The organism is Frankia gtarii, assembly GCF_025403375.1.
In the GTDB taxonomy this organism is placed as follows: Bacteria; Actinomycetota; Actinomycetes; order Frankiales; family Frankiaceae; genus Frankia; species Frankia gtarii.
The window spans coordinates 14,680-33,537 of record NZ_JAMPTM010000039.1 but is presented as its reverse complement, the minus strand read 5'-3'; the positions used below and the strand labels follow the sequence as shown (position 1 = coordinate 33,537).

The window sequence follows — 18,858 nt, the reverse complement described above, 5'->3', positions numbered from 1 at the left end:
GATCGGGTCCCGGGACGGCGGCGGTCGGGTACTCGTCGGGCATGCCGGGAAGCGTAACGACGCACCACTCGGCGCCCGGCGAAGCCCGCTGGGTAGCGTGGTATCACCGGTGGCTGTGTCAGGGCGCGCCGCGGTCCGCACCCGGCGTGTCCAGGGCTGCGGCCACGCGCCGCGTCCGGTTATGGCCGCCCGCGGGTCCGGTGGCGTCGCGGACCCGTCCGATCTCGAAGGGACCGACCGGTTGACCACTGTGTTGCTGGTCCGCCACGGCCTGACCGCCGTCACGGGCAAGATCCTCCTCGGCTGGACCCCGGGCGTCAGCCTGGACGAGCGGGGCCGGCGGCAGGCCTCGGGCCTGGCGGATCGGCTCGGGGACATCCCGCTCGCCGCGATCGTCAGCAGCCCGCTTGAGCGCTGCCGCGAGACGGCGGGCACGATCGCGGCGCGGCGGCCCGAGGGGCCGCAGGCTCCCGGCGGCGTCCAGCCGGTCGCCGTCGACGAGCGGCTCGGGGAGTGCCGTTACGGGGACTGGACCGGGCAGGAGCTCGCCGTTCTCGCCAAGGATCCGCTGTGGGCGGTGGTGCAGAGCCATCCCAGCGCCGTGGTGTTCCCCGGGCCCGAGGGCGAGGCGCTGCGCGACACCCAGGCCCGCGGCGTCACCGCGGTGCGGGAATGGAACGACCGGCTCGGCCCGGACGCGACCTGGCTGCTGTGCTCGCACGGCGACGTCATCCGCACGATCGTCGCCGACGCCCTGGGCATGCACCTCGACATGTACCACCGGATCACCGTCGACCCGTGCTCGTTGACGGTGATCCGCTACGGCGAGCGGCGACCGTTCGTCCGGCGGATCAACGACATCGGCGGCGACGTCGCCGAGCTGCTCCCGTCGCCCCCCAAGCCCGAGGGCGAGTCCACGGCGGGCACGGCGGGCACCGCGGGCGGCCCCGGTGACTCGGCCGCCGGGGACGGTTCGGCGCCCCCGGCCGGGCTGAGCCCCGACGAGGTCGTCGGCGGGGGCGCCGGGTCCTACCCGCCGCCCGCCGGCGGGGGAGCGGTCTGATCGGCCATGGCACGCCGGATACACGTCTTCGACCCACCGCAGCGGTTCGTCGCGGGCACCGTCGGCTCGCCCGGGGCCCGCTCGTTCTACCTGCAGGCCCGGGATGGGGTGAGGCTGGTCACGGTCGCGGTCGAGAAGGCCCAGGTCGCCCTGCTGGCCGAGCAGCTCACCGAGCTGCTCGACGAGCTGGGCCGGCGCGGGGTCGCGGCCGAGCTCGCCGAGCCCGTCGGTGCGCCTGACACCTCGCCGCTGGAGCCGCCGATCGAGGCGGACTTCCGGGTCGCCACGATCGCCCTCGGGTGGGATCCGCGCGGCAGCCGCGTCGTCGTCGAGGCGCAGGCGGCCGGCGGCGAGGGGTCGGCCGCCGGGTTCAGCGACGACCCGGACGGCCCCGACGCGCTGCGGGTGCTGGTGGCGGCGGGCTCCGCCCGTGCCTTCGCCCGCCGGGCGGGGCGGCTCGTCGACGCCGGGCGCCCGTCGTGCCCGCTGTGTGGCCAGCCCCTCGACGACGATCACGTCTGCCCGCGTCAGAACGGACACCGGCACTGATGGCCGCCCAGCGCCCGGGGGACGCGCCTGGTCAGGCCGCTGCCGCGGCGGCTTCGGGGACCGGCCGGGGCCGCGGGGTGCGGATTCGTGTCGGAGAGACCCCGGTCACCATCCGGACCCGGCGACAGAGCCGGTGCACAGCGGACACACTGGGCTGATGGGTGTTCCCGCGGCGGGTCCCACGCCGGGACGGCGGCCGCCACTCGATCCGATCGACGGCGGCGGCCTCGACGCCCCCGCCGCACTCGACCTGCTGCGCCGCGGCGAGCTGACGGTCAGCGCCAGGCTCGCCGACGCCAGCAACGCGACGCTGTACTGCGACATCACCGCGGGCGACGTCGCCGGGCGCTGCGTCTACAAGCCGGTTCGCGGGGAACGGGCGCTGTGGGACTTCCCCGACGGCACCCTCGCCGCCCGCGAGCTGGCCGCCTACGAGGTCTCCGCCCACCTCGACCTCGGGATCGTGCCGCCGACGGTCCTGCGTGACGGACCGTTCGGCGAGGGCATGGCCCAGCTGTGGATCGACACCGACGTCACCGTCGACCTGGTGGCCCTCACCCGCTCCGACGACCCGCAGCTGCGTCGGATCGCGCTGTTCGACGCCGTCATCAACAACGCCGACCGCAAGGGTGGGCATCTGCTGCCCGCGCCGTCGGGGCGCATCCACGGCATCGACCACGGCGTCACCTTCCACCCGGAGGGCAAGCTGCGCACGTTGCTGTGGACGTGGCGGGGCCGGCGGTTGGCCGCCGAGGAGAGGGCCCTGCTCGGCTGCCTGGGCGAGGCGCTCGCCGGCGACCTCGGTGACCGGCTCGCCGAGCTGATCACCGTCACCGAGCTTGCCGCGCTGGCCGCCCGGGTGCACCGGCTGCTCGACGACGGCCGCTTTCCGCTGCCTTCGGGGGACTGGCCGCCGATCCCGTGGCCGCCGTTCTAGAATTGACGGTTCCCGAATGGTCAGCTTACGGACGGCGATGTCCGGCCCTGTGTCCGTTTTCGCAGGTCGGTTACGGGATGGTTACCCGTCTTGTGCCCGCCGAGGGAACCGTTCGCGGTTACTCTGACACGCATGCAGGCGTGGCCATCTCCTCTGATACGTCCACTTCCAGGCCGCGGCCGGCCCTTGCGGATCTTCGACACGGCCACGTCGAGCGTGCGACTTCTGGATTCCGCGCCCACGGCCCGTCTCTACGTCTGCGGCATCACGCCGTATGACGCGACGCACCTGGGTCATGCGTTCACGTACCTGACGTATGACCTCGCGCAGCGGGTACTGCGGGATGCCGGCCACACCGTCCTATATGTGCAAAATGTTACAGACGTCGATGATCCCCTGCTCGAGCGGGCCGACCGGGACGGCCTCGACTGGCGTGACCTCGCCAACCGGGAGATCGAGCTTTTCCGCGAGGACATGACCGCGCTGCGGATGCTCCCCCCGGCCTCCTACGTCGGTGTGGTCGAGGCGATCCCGATGATCGTCGAGATGGTTGCCGAGCTCGTCGACCGGGGCGCGGCCTACCAGGTCGACGATGACCTGTACTTCTCCGTCGCCGCCGCCCCCGCGTTCGGTGACATTTCCCACCTGTCCCGGGCCGAGATGCTGGCGATCTGCGCCGAGCGCGGCGGCGACCCGGGCCGCGCCGGCAAGAAGGACCCCCTCGACCCGCTGCTGTGGCGGGCGCAGCGTCCCGGGGAGCCGTCCTGGCCCTCCCCGTTCGGCCCCGGCCGGCCCGGCTGGCACATCGAGTGCTCCGCGATCGCCCGCCACCACCTCGGCGGCGTCGTCGACATCCAGGGCGGGGGAACCGACCTGACCTTTCCACACCACGAGTGCAGCGCCGCGCACGCCGAGGTCGCCGCGGGTACCCGCCCGTTCGCCCGCAGCTATGTGCATACGGCGATGGTCAGCCTCGACGGCCACAAGATGTCGAAGTCGCGCGGCAACCTGGAGTTCGTCTCCCGGCTGCGCCGCGCCGGAACGGACCTGGCCGCACTGCGCCTCGCCCTGCTCGACCACCGCCACACCGACGACTGGGAGTGGACGGCGGGCCTGCTGTCGGACGCGGTGACCCGGGTCGAGCGGTGGCGGGCGGCCGTCGCCCTACCCGCCGGCCCGGACGCGACGAAGGTGCTCGCCGCCGTCCGCGAACGGCTCGCCGACGACCTCGACGCCCCCGGCGCCCTCGCCGCGGTCGACGTCTGGGTCGACGCGGCGCTCGCCGACGCCGGCGCCGCCGGCGGTGGCCCGACCGGCGCGTCCCCTCGAGGTTCTGACGGCGCGGCGGGTGCCGGGGGGGAGGCGCCTGCGCTCGTCTCGAGGCTCGTTGACACACTGCTCGGTGTAGACCTTGAACCCGTCCGACCCAGAGGGAGCTGATGGATGGGGGCTCACCACCGCAGGACAGATACCGGGGCGGCGACCGAACGACCCGCCTTCGACGAGGTCGCCCACGGCTACGACCCGCGCCAGGTGGACGACTACCTCGCCACACTGTGGCGGTACGCCAGCCAGGTGACCTCGCGCGCGGCCGCCGCGGAGAGCGCGCTCAAGCACGAGCGGGAGCGCAGCGCGGGCGCCGCCGGTGCCACGGAGTTCGCCACCCAGGCCGGTGGCCGGATCGGGCAGATGCTCGCCATCGCCCAGCGCGAGGCCGACGAGATCATCGACGGCGCTCGCCAGATCGCCGAGTCCGCCCTGGAGGAGGTGATCGAGGACGCCGGGGCGAACCATCCGATCGTTCGCGAGGCCCGTGAGCAGGCCGAGAAGCTCCTGCTCGACGCGGTGGAGGAGAGCCGCCGGCTTGCCCTGGAACGCCACCGTGAACTGGCAGACGAGATCGCCCGCAGCTCCGCGTCCCTCGACGCCATCCGTCACCAGCAGGGGGAGATCATCGGGGCGGTCCTGCGACTGCGCCGCATCCTCGGCTCCGACGAGGTCGACCGCGTCGTCACCGACCTGGCCCGGGCCGGCGCGACCCCGTCGCAAGCCGCCGGCCCCGCCCCCGCCGGGGTCGGCGACTTAGCCGCCGACGGCGCCGACTTCCCCGCCGACGGCGCTGGCTCCCCCGCGGGTGGTACGCAGGACCGCTTCGTTCCCGGCGCGTCCGCCCCGCAGACGGCCGGCAACGCCTTCCCGGCCGGCAACGCCTTCCCAGGCGGCAACGCCTTCCCAGGCGGAACCGAGGCCACCCCCCCGACGGTCGTGGACGGGCCGCCGCCGCCGGCCCCGTTCGCGGGCGCCTCACCCTCCGTGGACACCCCGCCCCGGCCCAGGGTGGCCGACAGCCCCGGCGCACCGGGGTCCTCGGCCACCGCCCAGCACGGCACGGCCCAGCGCGGTGATAGCCAGCACGGTGCGGGCTGGTCGGCGGCCGCGGGTGCCGGCGGGCCGGCGTGGGACGCGGCGGGCGCCTTCGGCTCCCCGGGCGGTGTCGACGGTAATGCGTTCTCCGTCAGCGCCGCCGGCCAGACCATCGGCGCTGATGCGGCGTCCGGTCGGGTCGTGGGCCGCATGGGTGCCGCCGGGCTCGGTCGGCGCCCGCCGGGTCGGCATCGGCAGGGTGAGGCCGCCGACGCCGAGCCGTACTCGGCGAGCGCCGCGCCGCGGGAGCCGGCGGCCAGCACCGCAGGAGTCCCGTTCCGCCGGGGCGCCGACGAGGACATCATCGACGCCGAGATCGTCGAGGAATAGTCCGCCACCGGGCCGGGGCGGCGGACTGCACGCACCGCCGCCCCGCCCCGGCGACCGCAGGACCTACCTTGCCGGGCACGGCGCACGGCGCGCTCGAACCCGGCGGCCGATCGGGCCGCCGGGTGGCGTCAGGATACGGGTGGAATCACTGCCCGCGGCGTCGTAGGTAGCGTTCGAACTCGCGGGCGATCGCGTCGCCGCTGGCCTCGGGCAACGCGGTCTCCGGCTCCCGGGACTCCAACGAGCGGACGTACTCGGCGACTTCGGTGTCCCCGGCGGCGAGCTCGTCGACCTGACGCTCCCACGCCTTGGCCCGCTCCGGCAGATCCCCGAGCGGGATCTCGATGTCGAGCAGGTCCTCCACCCGGCGCAGCAGGGCGAGCGTCGCCTTCGGACAGGGCGGGTTCGCGACATAGTGCGGCACCGCCGCCCAGAACGACACCGACGCCAGCTCCGCCCGTGCGCAGGCCTCCCCGAAAACCCCGACGATGCCGGTCGGACCCTCGTAGCGCGACGGTTCCAACCCGAGCCTTGCCGCTGTCGCCGCGTCCCCGGCAGTCCCGCTGATGGGCACCGGACGGGTGTGCGGGGAGTCTGCCAGCAGCGCGCCAAGCGAGATCACCATATCGCTGCCGAGGGCGTGCACCGCCTCGATCAGTTCGTCGGTGAAGCCGCGCCAGCGCATGTTCGGCTCCAGCCCGCGGATGAGCACCAGGTCCGTCTCCGACTTCGGCGGGCGTGCCACCGACAGCCGGGTGGTCGGCCAGGTGATCTTACGAGACGCCCCGTCCGTCCCGCTTACCGTCGGCCGGTTCACCTGGAAGTCGTAGTAGTCGTCCGGGTCTATCGCACCGATCACCCGGGCCTTGAACGCCGTCTCCAGATGCTCCACGGCGGCGGACGACGCGTCGGCGGCGTCGTTCCAGCCTTCGAAGGCAGCTACCACGACCGGCGACCGCAGTTGACCGACGCCGGAGAACTCGATCACCTACCACCTCCTGCCGCCCAGCGGCGGCCCACTGCCCCCGTGACAGTGCAACGGTACGTCCTCACGGAGACGACTCCTGCCCAGAGCCGACATCCGTTACGTCAGCCCTCCTTGCATCCGGTATGAAATCTGCCCTCGCCCGCGGCGGACCTCCGCGGGACCAGTCTGCCGGTGTTCTCGTGGGAACGCCTTTCCTCGGTCTGTCGATGACCAGCGACGCCGGGCGGATCGGACATCCGTTCCGGATCGACGCGGTGGCTGCACCGTACCGGCTCCCGACGAGTACCCGCTGTGGCGGGAAGGTGAACGGCCGCAGCGGGCACGGTCTTCGTTGTGGTAGCCGCCCACTTCCGCCTGCCGGCCGGCCTCTCTGCCCGGCTCCCTGCCCCGGCGGCCGCCTCGGCCACACCCGCCCCGGCGGGGGCAGCGCGCACCCATCACGCCCAGCCGCAGCGCAACCGGTGGCTGCTGGGTTGGTCCTGCCACCCCCCGGGCCGGCCACGCTCACACTGCCACGCCTGAAGGCGTCCCCGCCGACCCGCATCCCGCCGACCCGCATCCCGGCGGGATGGCCTGCCGTGAGGACGAGCGCCCGCGCGGGGTGATCGGCGCCCGCGGGGGACTGTCCTGGCGCGACGGCCGCCCGCACCGGGTAGATCTTCGCCGGGCTGCCCGGCCGATGTCCGATGGTCCGCTGCCCGTCCTGCCGCGACGGGTGCCGGAAGCCTCTGGCGCCATGGTCACCATGTTGCCGGGCCGGGCCCCCCTCCCGTGTGGCATTTCCGCCGACGAGCGGTGTAACGAGGTCCTCAGGCCCCGGCCGCCCGGACGGGCCGCTTCCCGTGTCCCGTGTCCCGGGCCCGGTTTGCCGCCCGCCGTCCGCGGTGCGGCCGCGATCCGGCAGCATACGGACTGGACCGGTTCGCACCGGGCGGAGCGGGCCTCATCAGACCGGAACCGATCCCGTCCCGGTGGGACCGGCCGGCGCGGGCAATCCCGGTAGCTGGTAGCTGGTAGCCGCGTCCAGGCAAGGCACGTCGTCCCGCGCGCCCGGAACCATCCGGCGCGCGCCGATTCGAGCTAGGAGCGAACGTGGGAAGCCTCGCGGCGGTCTTCTTCGACATGGACGGCCTGCTCGTCGACACGGAACCCATCTGGACCGTCGCCGAGCATGAGGCGGCGGCGCGGCTCGGCGGCGAGTTCACGCCGGAGATGAAGCGGGCGATGATCGGCCACGGCATCGACACCGCGGTGCCGCTCATGGTGTCGATGCTCGGCCGGCCGTCGTCCGACGTCCCGGCCACGGAGCGTTTCCTACTGCGACGCTCCGCCGAGCTGTTCCGTGAGTCCGGTGTGATCATTCCACAGCCCGGCGCCGTCGAACTGCTCGCTGTCCTGCGGGAGCAGGGTGTTCCGGTGGCGCTGGTGTCCTCGTCCTTCCGGGACCTGATGGACCCCGTGCTCGGCGTCATCGGCCGCGACCTGTTCGCGGCGACGGTGGCCGGCGACGAGGTGAGCCGGCGCAAACCGGATCCCGAGCCCTACCTGGCCGCCGCCCGCATGCTCGGCGTGGACCCGCGGCGTTGCGTTGTCCTGGAGGACAGCCCGTCGGGCGCCCGCGCCGGCGTCGCCGCCGGCTGCGCGACCATCCTGGTCCCCTCCATGCCGGACCTGCTCGACCGCGCCGCCGTGCATCCGTCCTCCGTGCCACCCGTCGTGCCACCGGAGGCGGGGTCGTCTGGCGTGGGGCCGTCGGATGGGGCGTCAGCGGACACTGGTGAACTCCTGCCCGTCGGCCTCGCCGCGATCGTCGCCAGCCTGCACGATGTCACCCTTGACCTGCTCGACGATCTGCTGAGCGCCCGGCCTTTGGGGACCTGACCGCGACCTCGGCCAGCGCCAGCGCGCGTCGCACCAGGTCGGCGATGTCCGCCGGGGACGCCGTCCCAGCCCGAGACGGGTCAGACGGGACGGGTCAGACGGACGGTCAGCTGGCGGAGATGGCGCGCAGGACGTCCATTCTGGCGGCGCGGCGGGCGGGGAAGACGGCGGCGAGGATGCCGAGCACGATGCCGGCGATGATGACGAGGAGGATTGTCGGGACCGGGTAGGCGAACGTGTTGATGCCCTGGGAGGCCAGCGCCTTGGTCAGGGCCCAGCCGAAGACGCTGCCGACGGCCACCCCGAGCACGGCGCCGAAGACCGAGATGATCGTCGACTCCATGACGACCATGGCCCGCATCTGCCCGCGACTCATGCCCACGGCGCGCAGCAGCCCGATCTCCCGGGTCCGTTCGATCACGGACAGGGCGAGCGTGTTCACGATGCCGAACAGGGCGATGACCACGGCCAGGGCCAGCAGGACGTAGATGAAGCCGAGCAGCTGGTCGATCTGCTTCTCCTGCTGGGCGACGAACTCCGACTGGTCGCGCACCTCGACCGTGGCGTACGGCTTGACGACCTTGTCGATCTCGGCGCGTACGGCCGCGGGGTCGGCCCCGTCGGCGCGTTTGATCAGCACGAACAGGTCGAGGTCGTCGGTGGAGTGGCGGGCGAGCTGGCCGGTGGAGATGATCCAGGAGCCGGCCACCTGGCTCTTCTTGTACGTCCCGGCGAGGGTGAGGTCCTGGGTGCCGTCGGGGAAGGTGACGGGGATCTTCTGGCCGACGGTGAGGTGGCGGTCGGCGGCGGTGGCGTCATCCACGAGGATCGTGCGGTCGCTGAGGGCGTGGAGGTCTCCGGCCACCTTCTTGAGCGCCAGGACCCGGGGCAAGCCGGCCGGATCCCCGGCGAGTACCTGGGCGTCGCGTCCGCCGGCCTTCACCAGGCCGCCGCGCAGCCCGGTCGCGACCTCGATGCCGGGCTTGCCGGCCAGGTCGCGCGCCACCTGGCCGCTGAAACCCTGGCCGAAGCCCTGGCCGGTCAGGAAGAAGTCGGCGCCGAGACTGTTCTGCACGGTCGTCCGCACCGACTCTTTGATCGATTGACCGAGGATCGAGAAGGCGCCTACCAGGGCGAGGCCGATCATGAGGGCGGAGGCGGTCGAGGCGGTGCGCCGCGGATTGCGCATCGCGTTCTCCCGGCCGAGCCGGCCGGTGGTGCCGAACAGCGAGACGAACGGCGCGCCGAGCACCCGGATGATCGGGCCGGACAGCAGGGGTGACAGGGTGGCGATACCGAGGAAGATCCCCGCGGCGCCGACCCCGACGGAGGTTGCTCCCGACTTGCCCGCCGACGCGGTCCCGAAGACCAGCAGCAGCACCCCGAGCGCCGTGAGGGCGATCCCGGCGACGGCCCGGGTACGCAGCGAGCGTGTCGGCAGCACGTAGGTCTCCCGCATGGCCGCGATCGGCGGAACGGACGCCGCCTTGCGCGCCGGCACGAAGGCCGCGGCCGAGGTGATCAGGACTCCCACGGCGTAGGCGGCGATGATCGTGCGCGCGTCGAAGACCAGCGGGCCGCTGGGCAGGTCCACGCCGAACGCCCCGACCGCGGCCCTCAGCAGCACGGCGAGTCCTGCGCCGAACAGCAGCCCCACGCTCGCCCCGGCGAAACCGACCAGAGCCGCCTCCACCTGCAACGACACCTGCACCTGACGCCGGCTCGCGCCGATCGCCCGCAGCAGTGCCAGCTCCCGCACCCGCTGCGCCACCAGCATGGTGAACGTGTTGAAGATGATGAACGCCCCGACGAACACCGAGATTGCCGCGAAGATCAGCAGGAAGGTCGAGAAGCCACCGATCGCCTGCTGCACGGCACTGGCGCTCTCCTTCGCCAACTGCGTGCCGGTGATCGCCTCGTCGCCGGCGGGGAGCACGGCGGCGACCCGCGCGCGCAGCTCCTGCTGGCCGAGGCCGGGGACGGCCGCCAGATGGACGGAACTGAACTGGCCGGGGGCAAGCAGCACCCGCTGGGCGGTGGCGGTGTCGAACGCGGTCAGGGCGGCGCCGCCGAGGCTGTCCTGCCCGGCCACTCGGAACGTGCCGACCAGCGTGTAGGTCGCGGGCACCCCCTTGGTCTGCACGGAGATCCGCGTACCGAGGGCCAGGTGCAGATCCCGCGCGGTCGCCCGATCCACCACGATTTCCCCGGGACCCGGGGCGCGGCCCTCGGCGAGCTGCTCGGATGCGGTCGGCTGGCCGCCGGTCCAGTTGGTGCCCAGCCCCGGCGCCCCGCCCTCCTTCGCCGGCTTGCCGGTGCGCGGGTTGACGAGCATGGCCTGGCCGTTGACCGACCCGACGGCCGCCCGCACCCCGTCGACCTTGGCGACGGTGTCGAGGACCGACGCGGGTAGCGGAGGTCGGCCGGAGTCGCTCGTCGGGTCGATCTGGTTGACGACCCGGACCGCGACGCTGACGTTCTTGTTGATGTCGGCGAACAGGGAGTCGAATGTCCGGTTGAGCGTGTCCGTCAGGACCAGGGTTCCCGTGACGAAGCTCACGCCGACGACGACCGCGAGCATGGACAGGACCAGCCGGATCTTGCGGGCCAGCAGACTTTTGAGGGTGGCGCGCAGCATCGGCTCAGGCCCAGCCCGCCGACCCCGGCCCGTCCGCCGGGTAGCCGCCCGGGGCGCCGTAGCCGCCGGTGTCGTCGGCGTCGCGCGGGCCGAGGGGGCGCGGTACCGGCCGGTGCCGCCGCGGGTCGCCCGCCGGTCCGCCGTAGCGCCCGCCGTTCGGCCCCTGCTCGTCCAGCGGCCCGGTCTCGTCCAGCAGCCCGTTCTTGGGCCCCGGCACGGAGTCGAACTCCCCGGTGAACGGCTCGGCGTAGCGGCCGTCATAGGGCGCCGGCCGGCTGCCGTTGCCGTAGTGCTGGTCGGGGTAGTCGTAGCCGCCGTGCCGGTCGTCGGCCGCCGGGTAGCCCCGCGGGCCGGTCACCACGCCGCGGCCACGGTCGGCCGGACGATCGCGTGGGCCCCATCCACGGCGGTCCCGGTCCTCGTGGCGGCCCCGATCGTCATGGCGGTGGTCGTCGTCGTGGTGATGGTCGTCGTAGTCGTCGGGTTCCTGGGGCGTGTTGGTGTCGTCGGAGAGCAGCCCGCGCTGGGCGGCGTCGAGGTGCTTCATCCGGTCGAGCACCTCGTCCGCGGTCGGCTGTTCGATCGCGTCGACGAGCAGGCCGTCCGCGAGGAAGATCACCTCGTCCGAGTAGGAGGCGGCCGTGGCGTCGTGCGTCACCATGACGATCGTCTGCCCGAGCTCGGTGACCGAGTCCCGCAGGAACGACAGCACCTCGGCGCCCGAGCGCGAGTCCAGGTTTCCGGTCGGCTCATCGGCGAAGATGATCTCGGGTCGGGTGACGAGGGCGCGGGCGCAGGCGACCCGTTGCTGCTGACCACCGGACAGCTCGCTCGGCCGGTGCCTCAGCCGGGGAGCGAGGCCGACCGCGTCGACGACGGTGCGCATCCAGGCCTGGTCCGGGGCGCGACCCGCGATGCTCAGCGGCAGCGTGATGTTCTCCGCCGCGGTCAGCGTCGGCAGCAGGTTGAACTGTTGGAAGATGAAACCGATCCGGTCCCGGCGCAGTCGGGTGAGCTCCCTGTCCGACAGCCGGGACAGGTCGACGTCGCCGATGAACACCCGCCCGCGGGTCACCGTGTCCAGGCCGGCCAGGCAGTGCATGAGCGTGGACTTCCCGGAGCCAGAAGGCCCCATGATCGCAGTGAAGCGGCCGCGGGGGAAGTCCAGGTCGATTCCGCGCAGCGCCGTGACGGTGGTGTCCCCGGTGCCGTAGACCTTCGTCAGCCGATCGGCCCGCGCCGCCGGGACTGCGCCGCCGGTGCCGACCGCGGCGGCCTGCTCGCGGCGGGCGTCCCCGCGCTCGGCGGTCCGCGCCACCCGCGGTGGGCGACCGCGCGGAGCGCCCTTGCCCGCGTCCTGCCTCCCACCTGGGGATGATTCGGTCCGTCGGGCCATCGTGACGTCCTCTCCTTATGTGCTCGGCGCGTCTGGCGATGGCCCTGCCCGCCGCTGGGGGCGGGGCCATCCCATCGTCCTCTGTAGATGTTTCGGCACGCGGGTTGCCGCGCTCGGCGGGATCCGGCCCTCGGCCGCTCGGTCCGGATCCCCCTGATCTTGCCGTCGGACTCCTCAACGAGCCAAGGATGATCGGCATCTCGGGATCGATCCGGAATCCCGTGACACCGCCGCATTCCTCTCATCGTTACTCCATGTTCGCCGCCGCCGGCGTCGTCCCTCGGCGGGGCTCAGCCCTCGGCCTCGCAGACCGTCGGGGCCGCCTTGTCGAGGGGGACCGCGGGCGCCTGCTGGGGCAGCGGCGGCGGCGTGCCGCCGAACGCCGGGCACAGTGCCTGGTGGTGGCACCAGGAGCACAGGCGGTTCGGCGTGGCTCGCCAGTCTCCGGTGCGGTGGGCGCGGTCGATCGCCGCCCACAGCGCCTCGATCCGCCGCTCGGTGGCCCGCAGATCCGCCTCGTCGGGGGCGGCCCGCAGCCAGGTGCGATCGCCGAGGTAGTACAGGCGCAGCTCCCGGGGGATCACACCGCGGATCCGCCACAGCAACAGGGCGTAGAACCGCATCTGGAACATGGCCGAGGCCTCGAACGCCGGGCCCGGCGAGCGGCCGGTCTTGTAGTCGACCACCCGCAGGGCCAGGCCCTGCGCGGTCGACGCCTCGTCGAGCCGATCCACGTAGCCGCGCAACCGCAGCCCGGAGTCGAGCACGTGCTCCACGTAGAGCTCGCGGGCCGACGGGGCGAGCCGGGCCGGATCCTCCAGCGCGAAGTACCCGGCGAGCAGCTCGCGCGCCGAATCCAGCCAGGCGGCCAGCGCGTCCGGGCCGTCGAAGAGCGCCTCGACCGCCGGCTCCCGTTCACGCAGTGCCTGCCAGGCCGGCTCGACCAGCGTGCGGGCCGCCTCGAGGGTCCGCCCGGCCGGGGGCAGGTCGAACAGGTTCTCCAGCACCGAGTGCACGACAGTCCCGCGGCTGGCCGCCTCGCTCGGCGGTTCGGGCAGCCGGTCGACGACGCGGAAGCGGTAGCGCAGCGGGCAGTTGACGAAGTCGGCCGCCCGCGACGGCGACAGCGAACCGATCAGCGGCCGGTCGGCGCTGCGCGGGCTGGCCGACGCGACAGCCGGTGGCGGCGGCTCGGCGGCCGGCGCCGGGAAACCGCTGGATGCCGCGGAACCGGGCGGCGGCGTCGTGGTCATGTCCCGACCCTAGAACCCGCCTCCGACACTCCCACGGGTCGGTCCCGACCGCCGCCGGCGGCGCCTCGCGTGCTCCGCCAGCGTGGCGTCCGCATGGACATCGGCGCGCCGTACCCGGGCCACGTCACGGCCCCGCCCTGCCCCCGCTGGTCACAGGCGCGGACAGGGCGGGCAGACGTGGCTGGATCTGGTCCGTAGCATCGGTTCCATGACGGATCAGCGCGGTGGCGCCGGCTCGGATGCCCACGGCGGCACGGGTGGTGCGTCGCGGCACCCGGGCGAACGCCCGTCCGGAGTGATGATCGGGCGGATCCGAGGTGTCCCGATCATGGTGTCGCCGCTCGCGCTGGTCTTCGCGCTGCTGGTGGCCTACCTGCTCTCCGGCTCCATCCGGGACCGGCTGCCGACGGCGTCGGACGGCCAGGTCCTCGCGATGGCCACGGTGATCTCCCTCGGCTTTCTGGCTTCTCTGCTCGTCCACGAGATCGGCCACTGCCTGACCGCGCTCGCCTTCGGACACACCGTCCGCTCGGTGACGCTGCACGGGTTCGCCGGGTTCACCGAGTTCGAGCCCGAACCCCGCAGCCCCGGCCGTGAGTTCCTCATCGCCTTCGTCGGTCCGGCGCTCAACGGCCTGCTCGCCGGGCTGTGCTTCCTCGGCCTGCTCGGCATCGGCGACGACACCCACGTCGGGGTGGTGCTGCGCGATCTCGGCGTCATCAACCTGGCGCTGTTCGTGTTCAACCTGGCTCCCGGCGTGCCGTTGGACGGCGGGCGGGTGGTCATCGCCGCCGTGTGGGCGGCGACCGGGGACAAGCTGCGCGGGCTGCGGGCCGGCGCCTACGGCGGCTTCGTGGTGGCCGCGGGCATGGTCGTCTGGGGGACGACGATCTCCGGTGACAGCTTCGGCCTGTTCTACACGTATGCTCTGGCGGCGTTCCTGGCGTTCGCGGCCTTCCAGTCGTTGCGGGCGGCCCAGCTGCGCGGGCGGCTGCCGGGGCTGTCCGCCGGCCGGCTGGTGCGTCGGACGCTGCCCGTCGAGGGCGCCGTGCCGCTGGCCGAGGCGTTGCGCCGGGCTCAGGAGGTCGGCGCCACCGCCGTCGCGGTGATAGACCGGGACGGAAACCCCATCAAGATCATGAATGGCTCGGCGGTCGACGCGCTGCCCGAGCATCGGAGGCCGTGGATGTCCGTGGACGAGGTGAGCCGGGAGATCGCGCCCGGAATGGTGCTCGACGCCGATCTGGAGGGCGAGGACCTGCTTGCTGCCGTACAGCGCATGCCCGCCTCGGAGTACTTGGTGCTGCAGAGCGGCCGGCCGGTAGGCGTGCTTGCCATGGTCGACCTGGTCGCCCGCCTCGACCCGGCCGCCGCCGCGCGCATGGTGGCGCAGCGGTGACCGATTCCGATCTTCGCCCCGGCCCCACCGGCGCGGCTCACCGGCGCGGTCTGTTTACCAAGGGTGACCGAGTCCAACTCACCGATCCCAAGGGGCGCAAACACACCGTCGTCCTGGAGCCGGGTCAGCAGTTCCACACCCACCGCGGCGCTGTCGAGCATGACGCGCTGCTCGGCCAGCCCGAGGGCATCGTCGTCACCAGTACCGGCGGCACCGATTACCTGGCGCTGCGTCCCCTGCTCGTGGACTTCGTGCTGTCGATGCCCCGCGGGGCGACCGTCGTGTACCCCAAGGACGCGGGCCAGATCGTCACCTACGCGGACATCTTCCCGGGCGCCCGGGTGCTGGAGGCCGGCGTCGGTTCGGGCGCGCTGTCCTGCTCCCTGCTACGCACCATCGGGGACGCCGGCCGGCTGATCTCCTACGAGCGGCGGGAGGACTTCGCCGCCATCGCCGCGCGCAACATCGAAACGTTCTTCGGCGGGCCGCATCCCGCGCACACGATCATCGTCGGCGACCTGGCCGAGACGACCGAGCGGGAGGTCGACCGGGTCGTCCTCGACATGCTCGCGCCCTGGGACGTCGTGGACGCCGTCAGCGCGGCGCTCGTTCCCGGTGGGGTGGTCTGCGCCTACGTCGCCACCACCACGCAGCTCTCCCGGGTCGTGGAGACCCTGCGGGGGCACGGCACGTTCGCCGAGCCCGCCGCCTGGGAGACGATGATGCGGGACTGGCATGTCGAGGGCCTCGCGGTCCGACCCGGCCACCGCATGGTCGGCCACACGGGCTTCCTCGTCACCGCGCGCCGCCTCGCCGACGGGGTCACGCCCCCGGTCCGCCGCCGACGCCCGGCCAAGGGCGCTCTCGGCGATCCGGCTGCCACGGATCCGGCTGCCACGGATCCGGCCGAGGCGGGTGCCCCCCTCGCCGAGCCGGCCGCGACGGCCCTCGGCGGCGCTGCGCCCGAAGCCGTGGACGCGGTACCCGAAGCCACGCGTGAGAGCGTGACTCCACCAGCTAGCTAGGGGAGCCGCCGCAGAAGCCCCTTCCCCTCCTGCTATCACGTTCCGTGACAGCCGACGGTGTGGCTGAGGCGGGTCGCGCGAACCGGGCGACGGCTCGGGTGCCGGCGGCGGATGCGTGGGAGAACGCCTACCTGTTCCTTCTGGGGGTTCGGCGTCCGATTCGTCCCCCAGAAGGAACAAGTTGCCCCGTTCCCAGGCACAACTCCGTCTCGCGAGGCGGGGGGACCGGGGGCCGTCCGGCGGCGAGGCGGGTGCCGTCCGACATCACACTCTGTCACCGGGCATCGGAAAGGAACTGATGAACGGCTGCACGAGGCCAAGCCGACCAGGCAGGCCCTGGGCCTGACCCGCGCGGACCAGGAGAGGCCACGCACCGCGCCCTGCCGCCCCGATCGGCCCACCCGTGGGGTCGCCGCAGGTGCCGGAGGTCAGTGACCTCTCGCCGCCCTTGGAGCGTCCTCAACCTCCTGCAAAGTTTCGCGGCGACGGAGGGGCTTCGCGGCGGCGGAGGGGCCTCGGCGTGACGGAGGCGTCAGCCCAGGGGGCCGCCGGCCTCCAGGGTGCCGTCCGGGCGTTCGACGTAGATGCACGTCCCGGGGCACTCGTCGGCCGCGTCGACGACCGCGTCGACCATGGGGAGGGGCACCGGCACGTACGCTCCGCCGGTCGTCTGGAGCTCGCCGGCATCGTCCTTGACGTAGGCCAGCCCGTCGACGTCGAACTCGAAGACGCTCGGGGCGAGCTGGACGCACAGACCGTCGCCGGTGCACGCGTTCTGGTCGACCCGCACGCGCAGGCCCGCCGAAACGCCCGGCTTCGCTGGAGTTGCCACAGGGCTCCGATCTTCTGTCACCATGGCACCGTAACCCGCTGTTTACGGCAAAGCTCGGTCGTCCTTGCGTGACCGGCCTGCCAGCGGCGGTCACAACGGTAGTGTGGGTGCGTCCCGGTCAGCACGGGGGAGGTGGAGGCGCAGTGTCCGGTCCCCGTTCGGGCTCTGGCTCCGGTGGGAGCACGGGTCGTCCAGGTGATGCCGAATCACAGCGGTCGGCGTACGAGAAGGAAGCACACGAGCTCACGACGCAGGTCGCCTTCCTGGAAGAGGAAGTGGCCATGCTGCGGCGCAGGTTGTCCGAATCGCCCAGGCAGGTCAGGGTGCTGGAAGAGCGCCTCGCGGAGATCCAGGCCGAGCTGTCGTCCGCCACGGGACAGAACGACAGACTCGTCGCCACTCTCCGAGAGGCGCGTGACCAGATCGTCACCCTGAAGGAGGAGGTCGACAGACTCGCGCAGCCGCCAAGTGGCTACGGGATCTTCGTCTTCCGGTATGACGACGGCACCGTCGACGTGTTCACTCAGGGCAGAAAGCTCCGAGTGACCGTGTCGCCGAGTGTCGACGTCGGATCGCTCTTGCCCGGCCAGGAAGTCATGCTCAACGAGGCCCTCAACGTTGTCGAGGCGCGGTCGTTCGAGCGGCAGGGTGAGATCGTCCTGCTCAAGGAGGTCCTCGAAAGCGGTGACCGAGCACTGGTGATCGGTCATACGGACGAGGAGCGGGTGGTCATGCTGGCCCAGCCGCTGCTCGACGGTCCGATCCGCGTGGGGGACTCGTTGTTGATCGAGCCCCGCTCCGGCTACGCCTTCGAGCGGGTCCCGAAGTCCGAGGTCGAGGAGCTCGTGCTCGAAGAGGTCCCGGACATCGGGTACGAGCAGATCGGCGGGCTGAAGAGCCAGATCGAGTCGATCCGCGACTCGGTGGAGCTGCCGTTCCTGCACAAGGAGCTCTACCGGGAGCATCAGCTCAAGCCGCCGAAGGGTGTGCTGCTCTACGGCCCACCCGGCTGCGGCAAGACGCTGATCGCGAAGGCGGTCGCCAACTCGTTGGCCAAGAAGGTTGAGGCGATCACCGGCCAAGGTAACGGCCGGGCCTTCTTCCTCAACATCAAGGGCCCCGAGCTGCTCAACAAGTTCGTCGGCGAGACCGAGCGGCAGATCCGGTTGGTGTTCCAGCGGGCGCGCGAGAAGGCGTCCGAGGGGATGCCCGTGATCGTGTTCTTCGACGAGATGGACTCGATCTTCCGGACCCGAGGCTCGGGTGTGTCCTCGGACGTGGAGAACACGATCGTTCCACAGCTGCTCAGCGAGATCGACGGCGTCGAGCAGCTCGAGAACGTGATCGTGATCGGCGCGTCCAACCGCGAGGACATGATCGATCCGGCGATCCTGCGGCCGGGACGGCTCGACGTGAAGATCAAGGTGGAGCGCCCCGACGCCGAGGCGGCCCGCGACATCTTCGCCAAGTACGTCGTGACCAGCCTGCCGCTCTACCCGGATGACCTCGCCGAGTTCGAGGGCAACCGGGAGGCCACGGTTGCCGCGATGATCCAGCGCGTCGTCGAGCGGATGTACGCGGAGAGCGAGGAGAACCGCTTCCTCGAGGTGACCTACGCCAACGGTGACAAGGAAGTCCTGTACTTCAAGGACTTCAACTCGGGCGCGATGATCGAGAATATCGTCGCCCGCGCCAAGAAGATGTCGGTCAAGGCGCACATCGAGGGCGGCCTCAAGGGCCTGCGTATGCAGTACCTGCTTGCCGCCTGCCTGGACGAGTTCAAGGAGAACGAGGACCTGCCGAACACGACCAACCCGGACGACTGGGCCCGGATCTCCGGCAAGAAGGGCGAGCGGATCGTCTACATCCGCACGCTCGTCACCGGAACGAAGGGCACCGAGGCCGGCCGCTCCATCGACACCATCGCGAACACCGGCCAGTACCTGTAACGGTCGGCGGACCCCGCCGCGCGGTTCCACAGCGGTCGTGCTGCGACGCGACCGCTGTGGGCGGCATGCACCGAACCACGACACCCGGGACCCAAACGGTCCCGGGTGTCGTGGCATGCGCCGACCAGCGAGGGACACCCCCGGAAAGGCGCGGGCCGCCGACGAGGAGCTGGCACGAAGGTGCGCAGCCACCT

14 protein-coding genes are annotated in these 18,858 nt (G+C 72.3%); 9 read left to right on the top strand and 5 right to left on the bottom strand.

The annotated features are described in order from the left end of the window. The first annotated feature begins 241 nt into the window (after window positions 1-241). The 5 genes from NBZ83_RS08900 (at window position 242) to NBZ83_RS08880 (ending at window position 5,303) form a co-directional block, all read left to right on the top strand. Window positions 242-1,063, top strand: coding sequence for a histidine phosphatase family protein (locus NBZ83_RS08900; RefSeq protein ID WP_261567575.1), 822 nt, complete (start codon window positions 242-244; stop codon window positions 1,061-1,063). A 6-nt stretch (window positions 1,064-1,069) separates the two neighbouring features. Then, the gene (locus NBZ83_RS08895; protein ID WP_261567574.1) at window positions 1,070-1,612 is read left to right on the top strand and encodes a DUF3090 family protein; all 543 of its coding nucleotides are present in this window, start codon (window positions 1,070-1,072) and stop codon (window positions 1,610-1,612) included. Between the two features lie 157 nt (window positions 1,613-1,769). Further along, the gene (locus NBZ83_RS08890) at window positions 1,770-2,549 is read left to right on the top strand and encodes an SCO1664 family protein (protein ID WP_261567573.1); all 780 of its coding nucleotides are present in this window, start codon (window positions 1,770-1,772) and stop codon (window positions 2,547-2,549) included. Between the two features lie 132 nt (window positions 2,550-2,681). Beyond that, entirely contained in the window at window positions 2,682-3,989 is a 1,308-nt protein-coding gene (gene mshC, locus NBZ83_RS08885) for a cysteine--1-D-myo-inosityl 2-amino-2-deoxy-alpha-D-glucopyranoside ligase (RefSeq protein ID WP_261567572.1), read from the top strand. Between the two features lie 3 nt (window positions 3,990-3,992). Continuing rightward, the gene (locus tag NBZ83_RS08880; protein WP_261574736.1) at window positions 3,993-5,303 is read left to right on the top strand and encodes a hypothetical protein; all 1,311 of its coding nucleotides are present in this window, start codon (window positions 3,993-3,995) and stop codon (window positions 5,301-5,303) included. 145 nt (window positions 5,304-5,448) lie between these two features. Here the strand turns inward: NBZ83_RS08880 and NBZ83_RS08875 are convergent, their stop codons facing one another. Next, a complete protein-coding gene (locus NBZ83_RS08875) occupies window positions 5,449-6,291 on the bottom strand; it encodes a PAC2 family protein (protein WP_009737775.1) in 843 nt (280 codons plus the stop codon). Window positions 6,292-7,383: 1,092 nt separating this feature from the next. Here NBZ83_RS08875 and NBZ83_RS08870 point away from each other — a divergent pair. After that, entirely contained in the window at window positions 7,384-8,172 is a 789-nt protein-coding gene (locus NBZ83_RS08870) for an HAD family hydrolase (RefSeq protein WP_438803185.1), read from the top strand. 106 nt (window positions 8,173-8,278) lie between these two features. On the opposite strand, the gene NBZ83_RS08865 is transcribed toward NBZ83_RS08870, so the two are convergent. The 3 genes from NBZ83_RS08865 to NBZ83_RS08855 form a co-directional block, all read right to left on the bottom strand. Beyond that, entirely contained in the window at window positions 8,279-10,810 is a 2,532-nt protein-coding gene (locus tag NBZ83_RS08865) for an ABC transporter permease (RefSeq protein ID WP_261574735.1), read from the bottom strand. 4 nt (window positions 10,811-10,814) lie between these two features. After that, entirely contained in the window at window positions 10,815-12,206 is a 1,392-nt protein-coding gene (locus tag NBZ83_RS08860) for an ABC transporter ATP-binding protein (protein ID WP_261567569.1), read from the bottom strand. A gap of 290 nt (window positions 12,207-12,496) precedes the next feature. Next, on the bottom strand, window positions 12,497-13,459 hold the full coding sequence (locus NBZ83_RS08855) for a RecB family exonuclease (RefSeq protein ID WP_261574734.1): 963 nt from the start codon (window positions 13,457-13,459) through the stop codon (window positions 12,497-12,499). A gap of 208 nt (window positions 13,460-13,667) precedes the next feature. Between NBZ83_RS08855 and NBZ83_RS08850 the strand changes: the two genes are divergently transcribed. Together NBZ83_RS08850 and NBZ83_RS08845 are read left to right on the top strand one after the other, a co-directional pair. Continuing rightward, window positions 13,668-14,858, top strand: coding sequence for a site-2 protease family protein (locus NBZ83_RS08850; RefSeq protein WP_261567567.1), 1,191 nt, complete (start codon window positions 13,668-13,670; stop codon window positions 14,856-14,858). Beyond that, on the top strand, window positions 14,855-15,883 hold the full coding sequence (locus NBZ83_RS08845) for a tRNA (adenine-N1)-methyltransferase (RefSeq protein ID WP_261574733.1): 1,029 nt from the start codon (window positions 14,855-14,857) through the stop codon (window positions 15,881-15,883). Before NBZ83_RS08850 ends, NBZ83_RS08845 begins: the two co-directional genes overlap by 4 nt. 532 nt (window positions 15,884-16,415) lie before the next feature. Here the strand turns inward: NBZ83_RS08845 and NBZ83_RS08840 are convergent. Next, entirely contained in the window at window positions 16,416-16,739 is a 324-nt protein-coding gene (locus NBZ83_RS08840; protein ID WP_261567565.1) for a ferredoxin, read from the bottom strand. 119 nt (window positions 16,740-16,858) lie between these two features. On the opposite strand from NBZ83_RS08840, the gene arc reads away from it, so the two are divergent. Next, entirely contained in the window at window positions 16,859-18,664 is a 1,806-nt protein-coding gene (gene arc, locus NBZ83_RS08835) for a proteasome ATPase (protein WP_261567564.1), read from the top strand. Window positions 18,665-18,858: the final 194 nt, after the last annotated feature.

What these genes read in the sequence shown, in the direction of transcription:
- NBZ83_RS08895 (WP_261567574.1), top strand. Translation starts at nt 1,070, where the DNA reads ATGGCACGCCGGATACACGTCTTCGACCCACCGCAGCGGTTCGTCGCG.
- NBZ83_RS08890 (WP_261567573.1), top strand. Translation starts at nt 1,770, where the DNA reads ATGGGTGTTCCCGCGGCGGGTCCCACGCCGGGACGGCGGCCGCCACTC.
- mshC (WP_261567572.1), top strand. Translation starts at nt 2,682, where the DNA reads ATGCAGGCGTGGCCATCTCCTCTGATACGTCCACTTCCAGGCCGCGGC.
- NBZ83_RS08880 (WP_261574736.1), top strand. Translation starts at nt 3,993, where the DNA reads ATGGGGGCTCACCACCGCAGGACAGATACCGGGGCGGCGACCGAACGA.
- NBZ83_RS08865 (WP_261574735.1), bottom strand. Translation starts at nt 10,810, where the DNA reads ATGCTGCGCGCCACCCTCAAAAGTCTGCTGGCCCGCAAGATCCGGCTG.
- NBZ83_RS08860 (WP_261567569.1), bottom strand. Translation starts at nt 12,206, where the DNA reads ATGGCCCGACGGACCGAATCATCCCCAGGTGGGAGGCAGGACGCGGGC.
- NBZ83_RS08855 (WP_261574734.1), bottom strand. Translation starts at nt 13,459, where the DNA reads ATGACCACGACGCCGCCGCCCGGTTCCGCGGCATCCAGCGGTTTCCCG.
- NBZ83_RS08850 (WP_261567567.1), top strand. Translation starts at nt 13,668, where the DNA reads ATGACGGATCAGCGCGGTGGCGCCGGCTCGGATGCCCACGGCGGCACG.
- NBZ83_RS08840 (WP_261567565.1), bottom strand. Translation starts at nt 16,739, where the DNA reads ATGGTGACAGAAGATCGGAGCCCTGTGGCAACTCCAGCGAAGCCGGGC.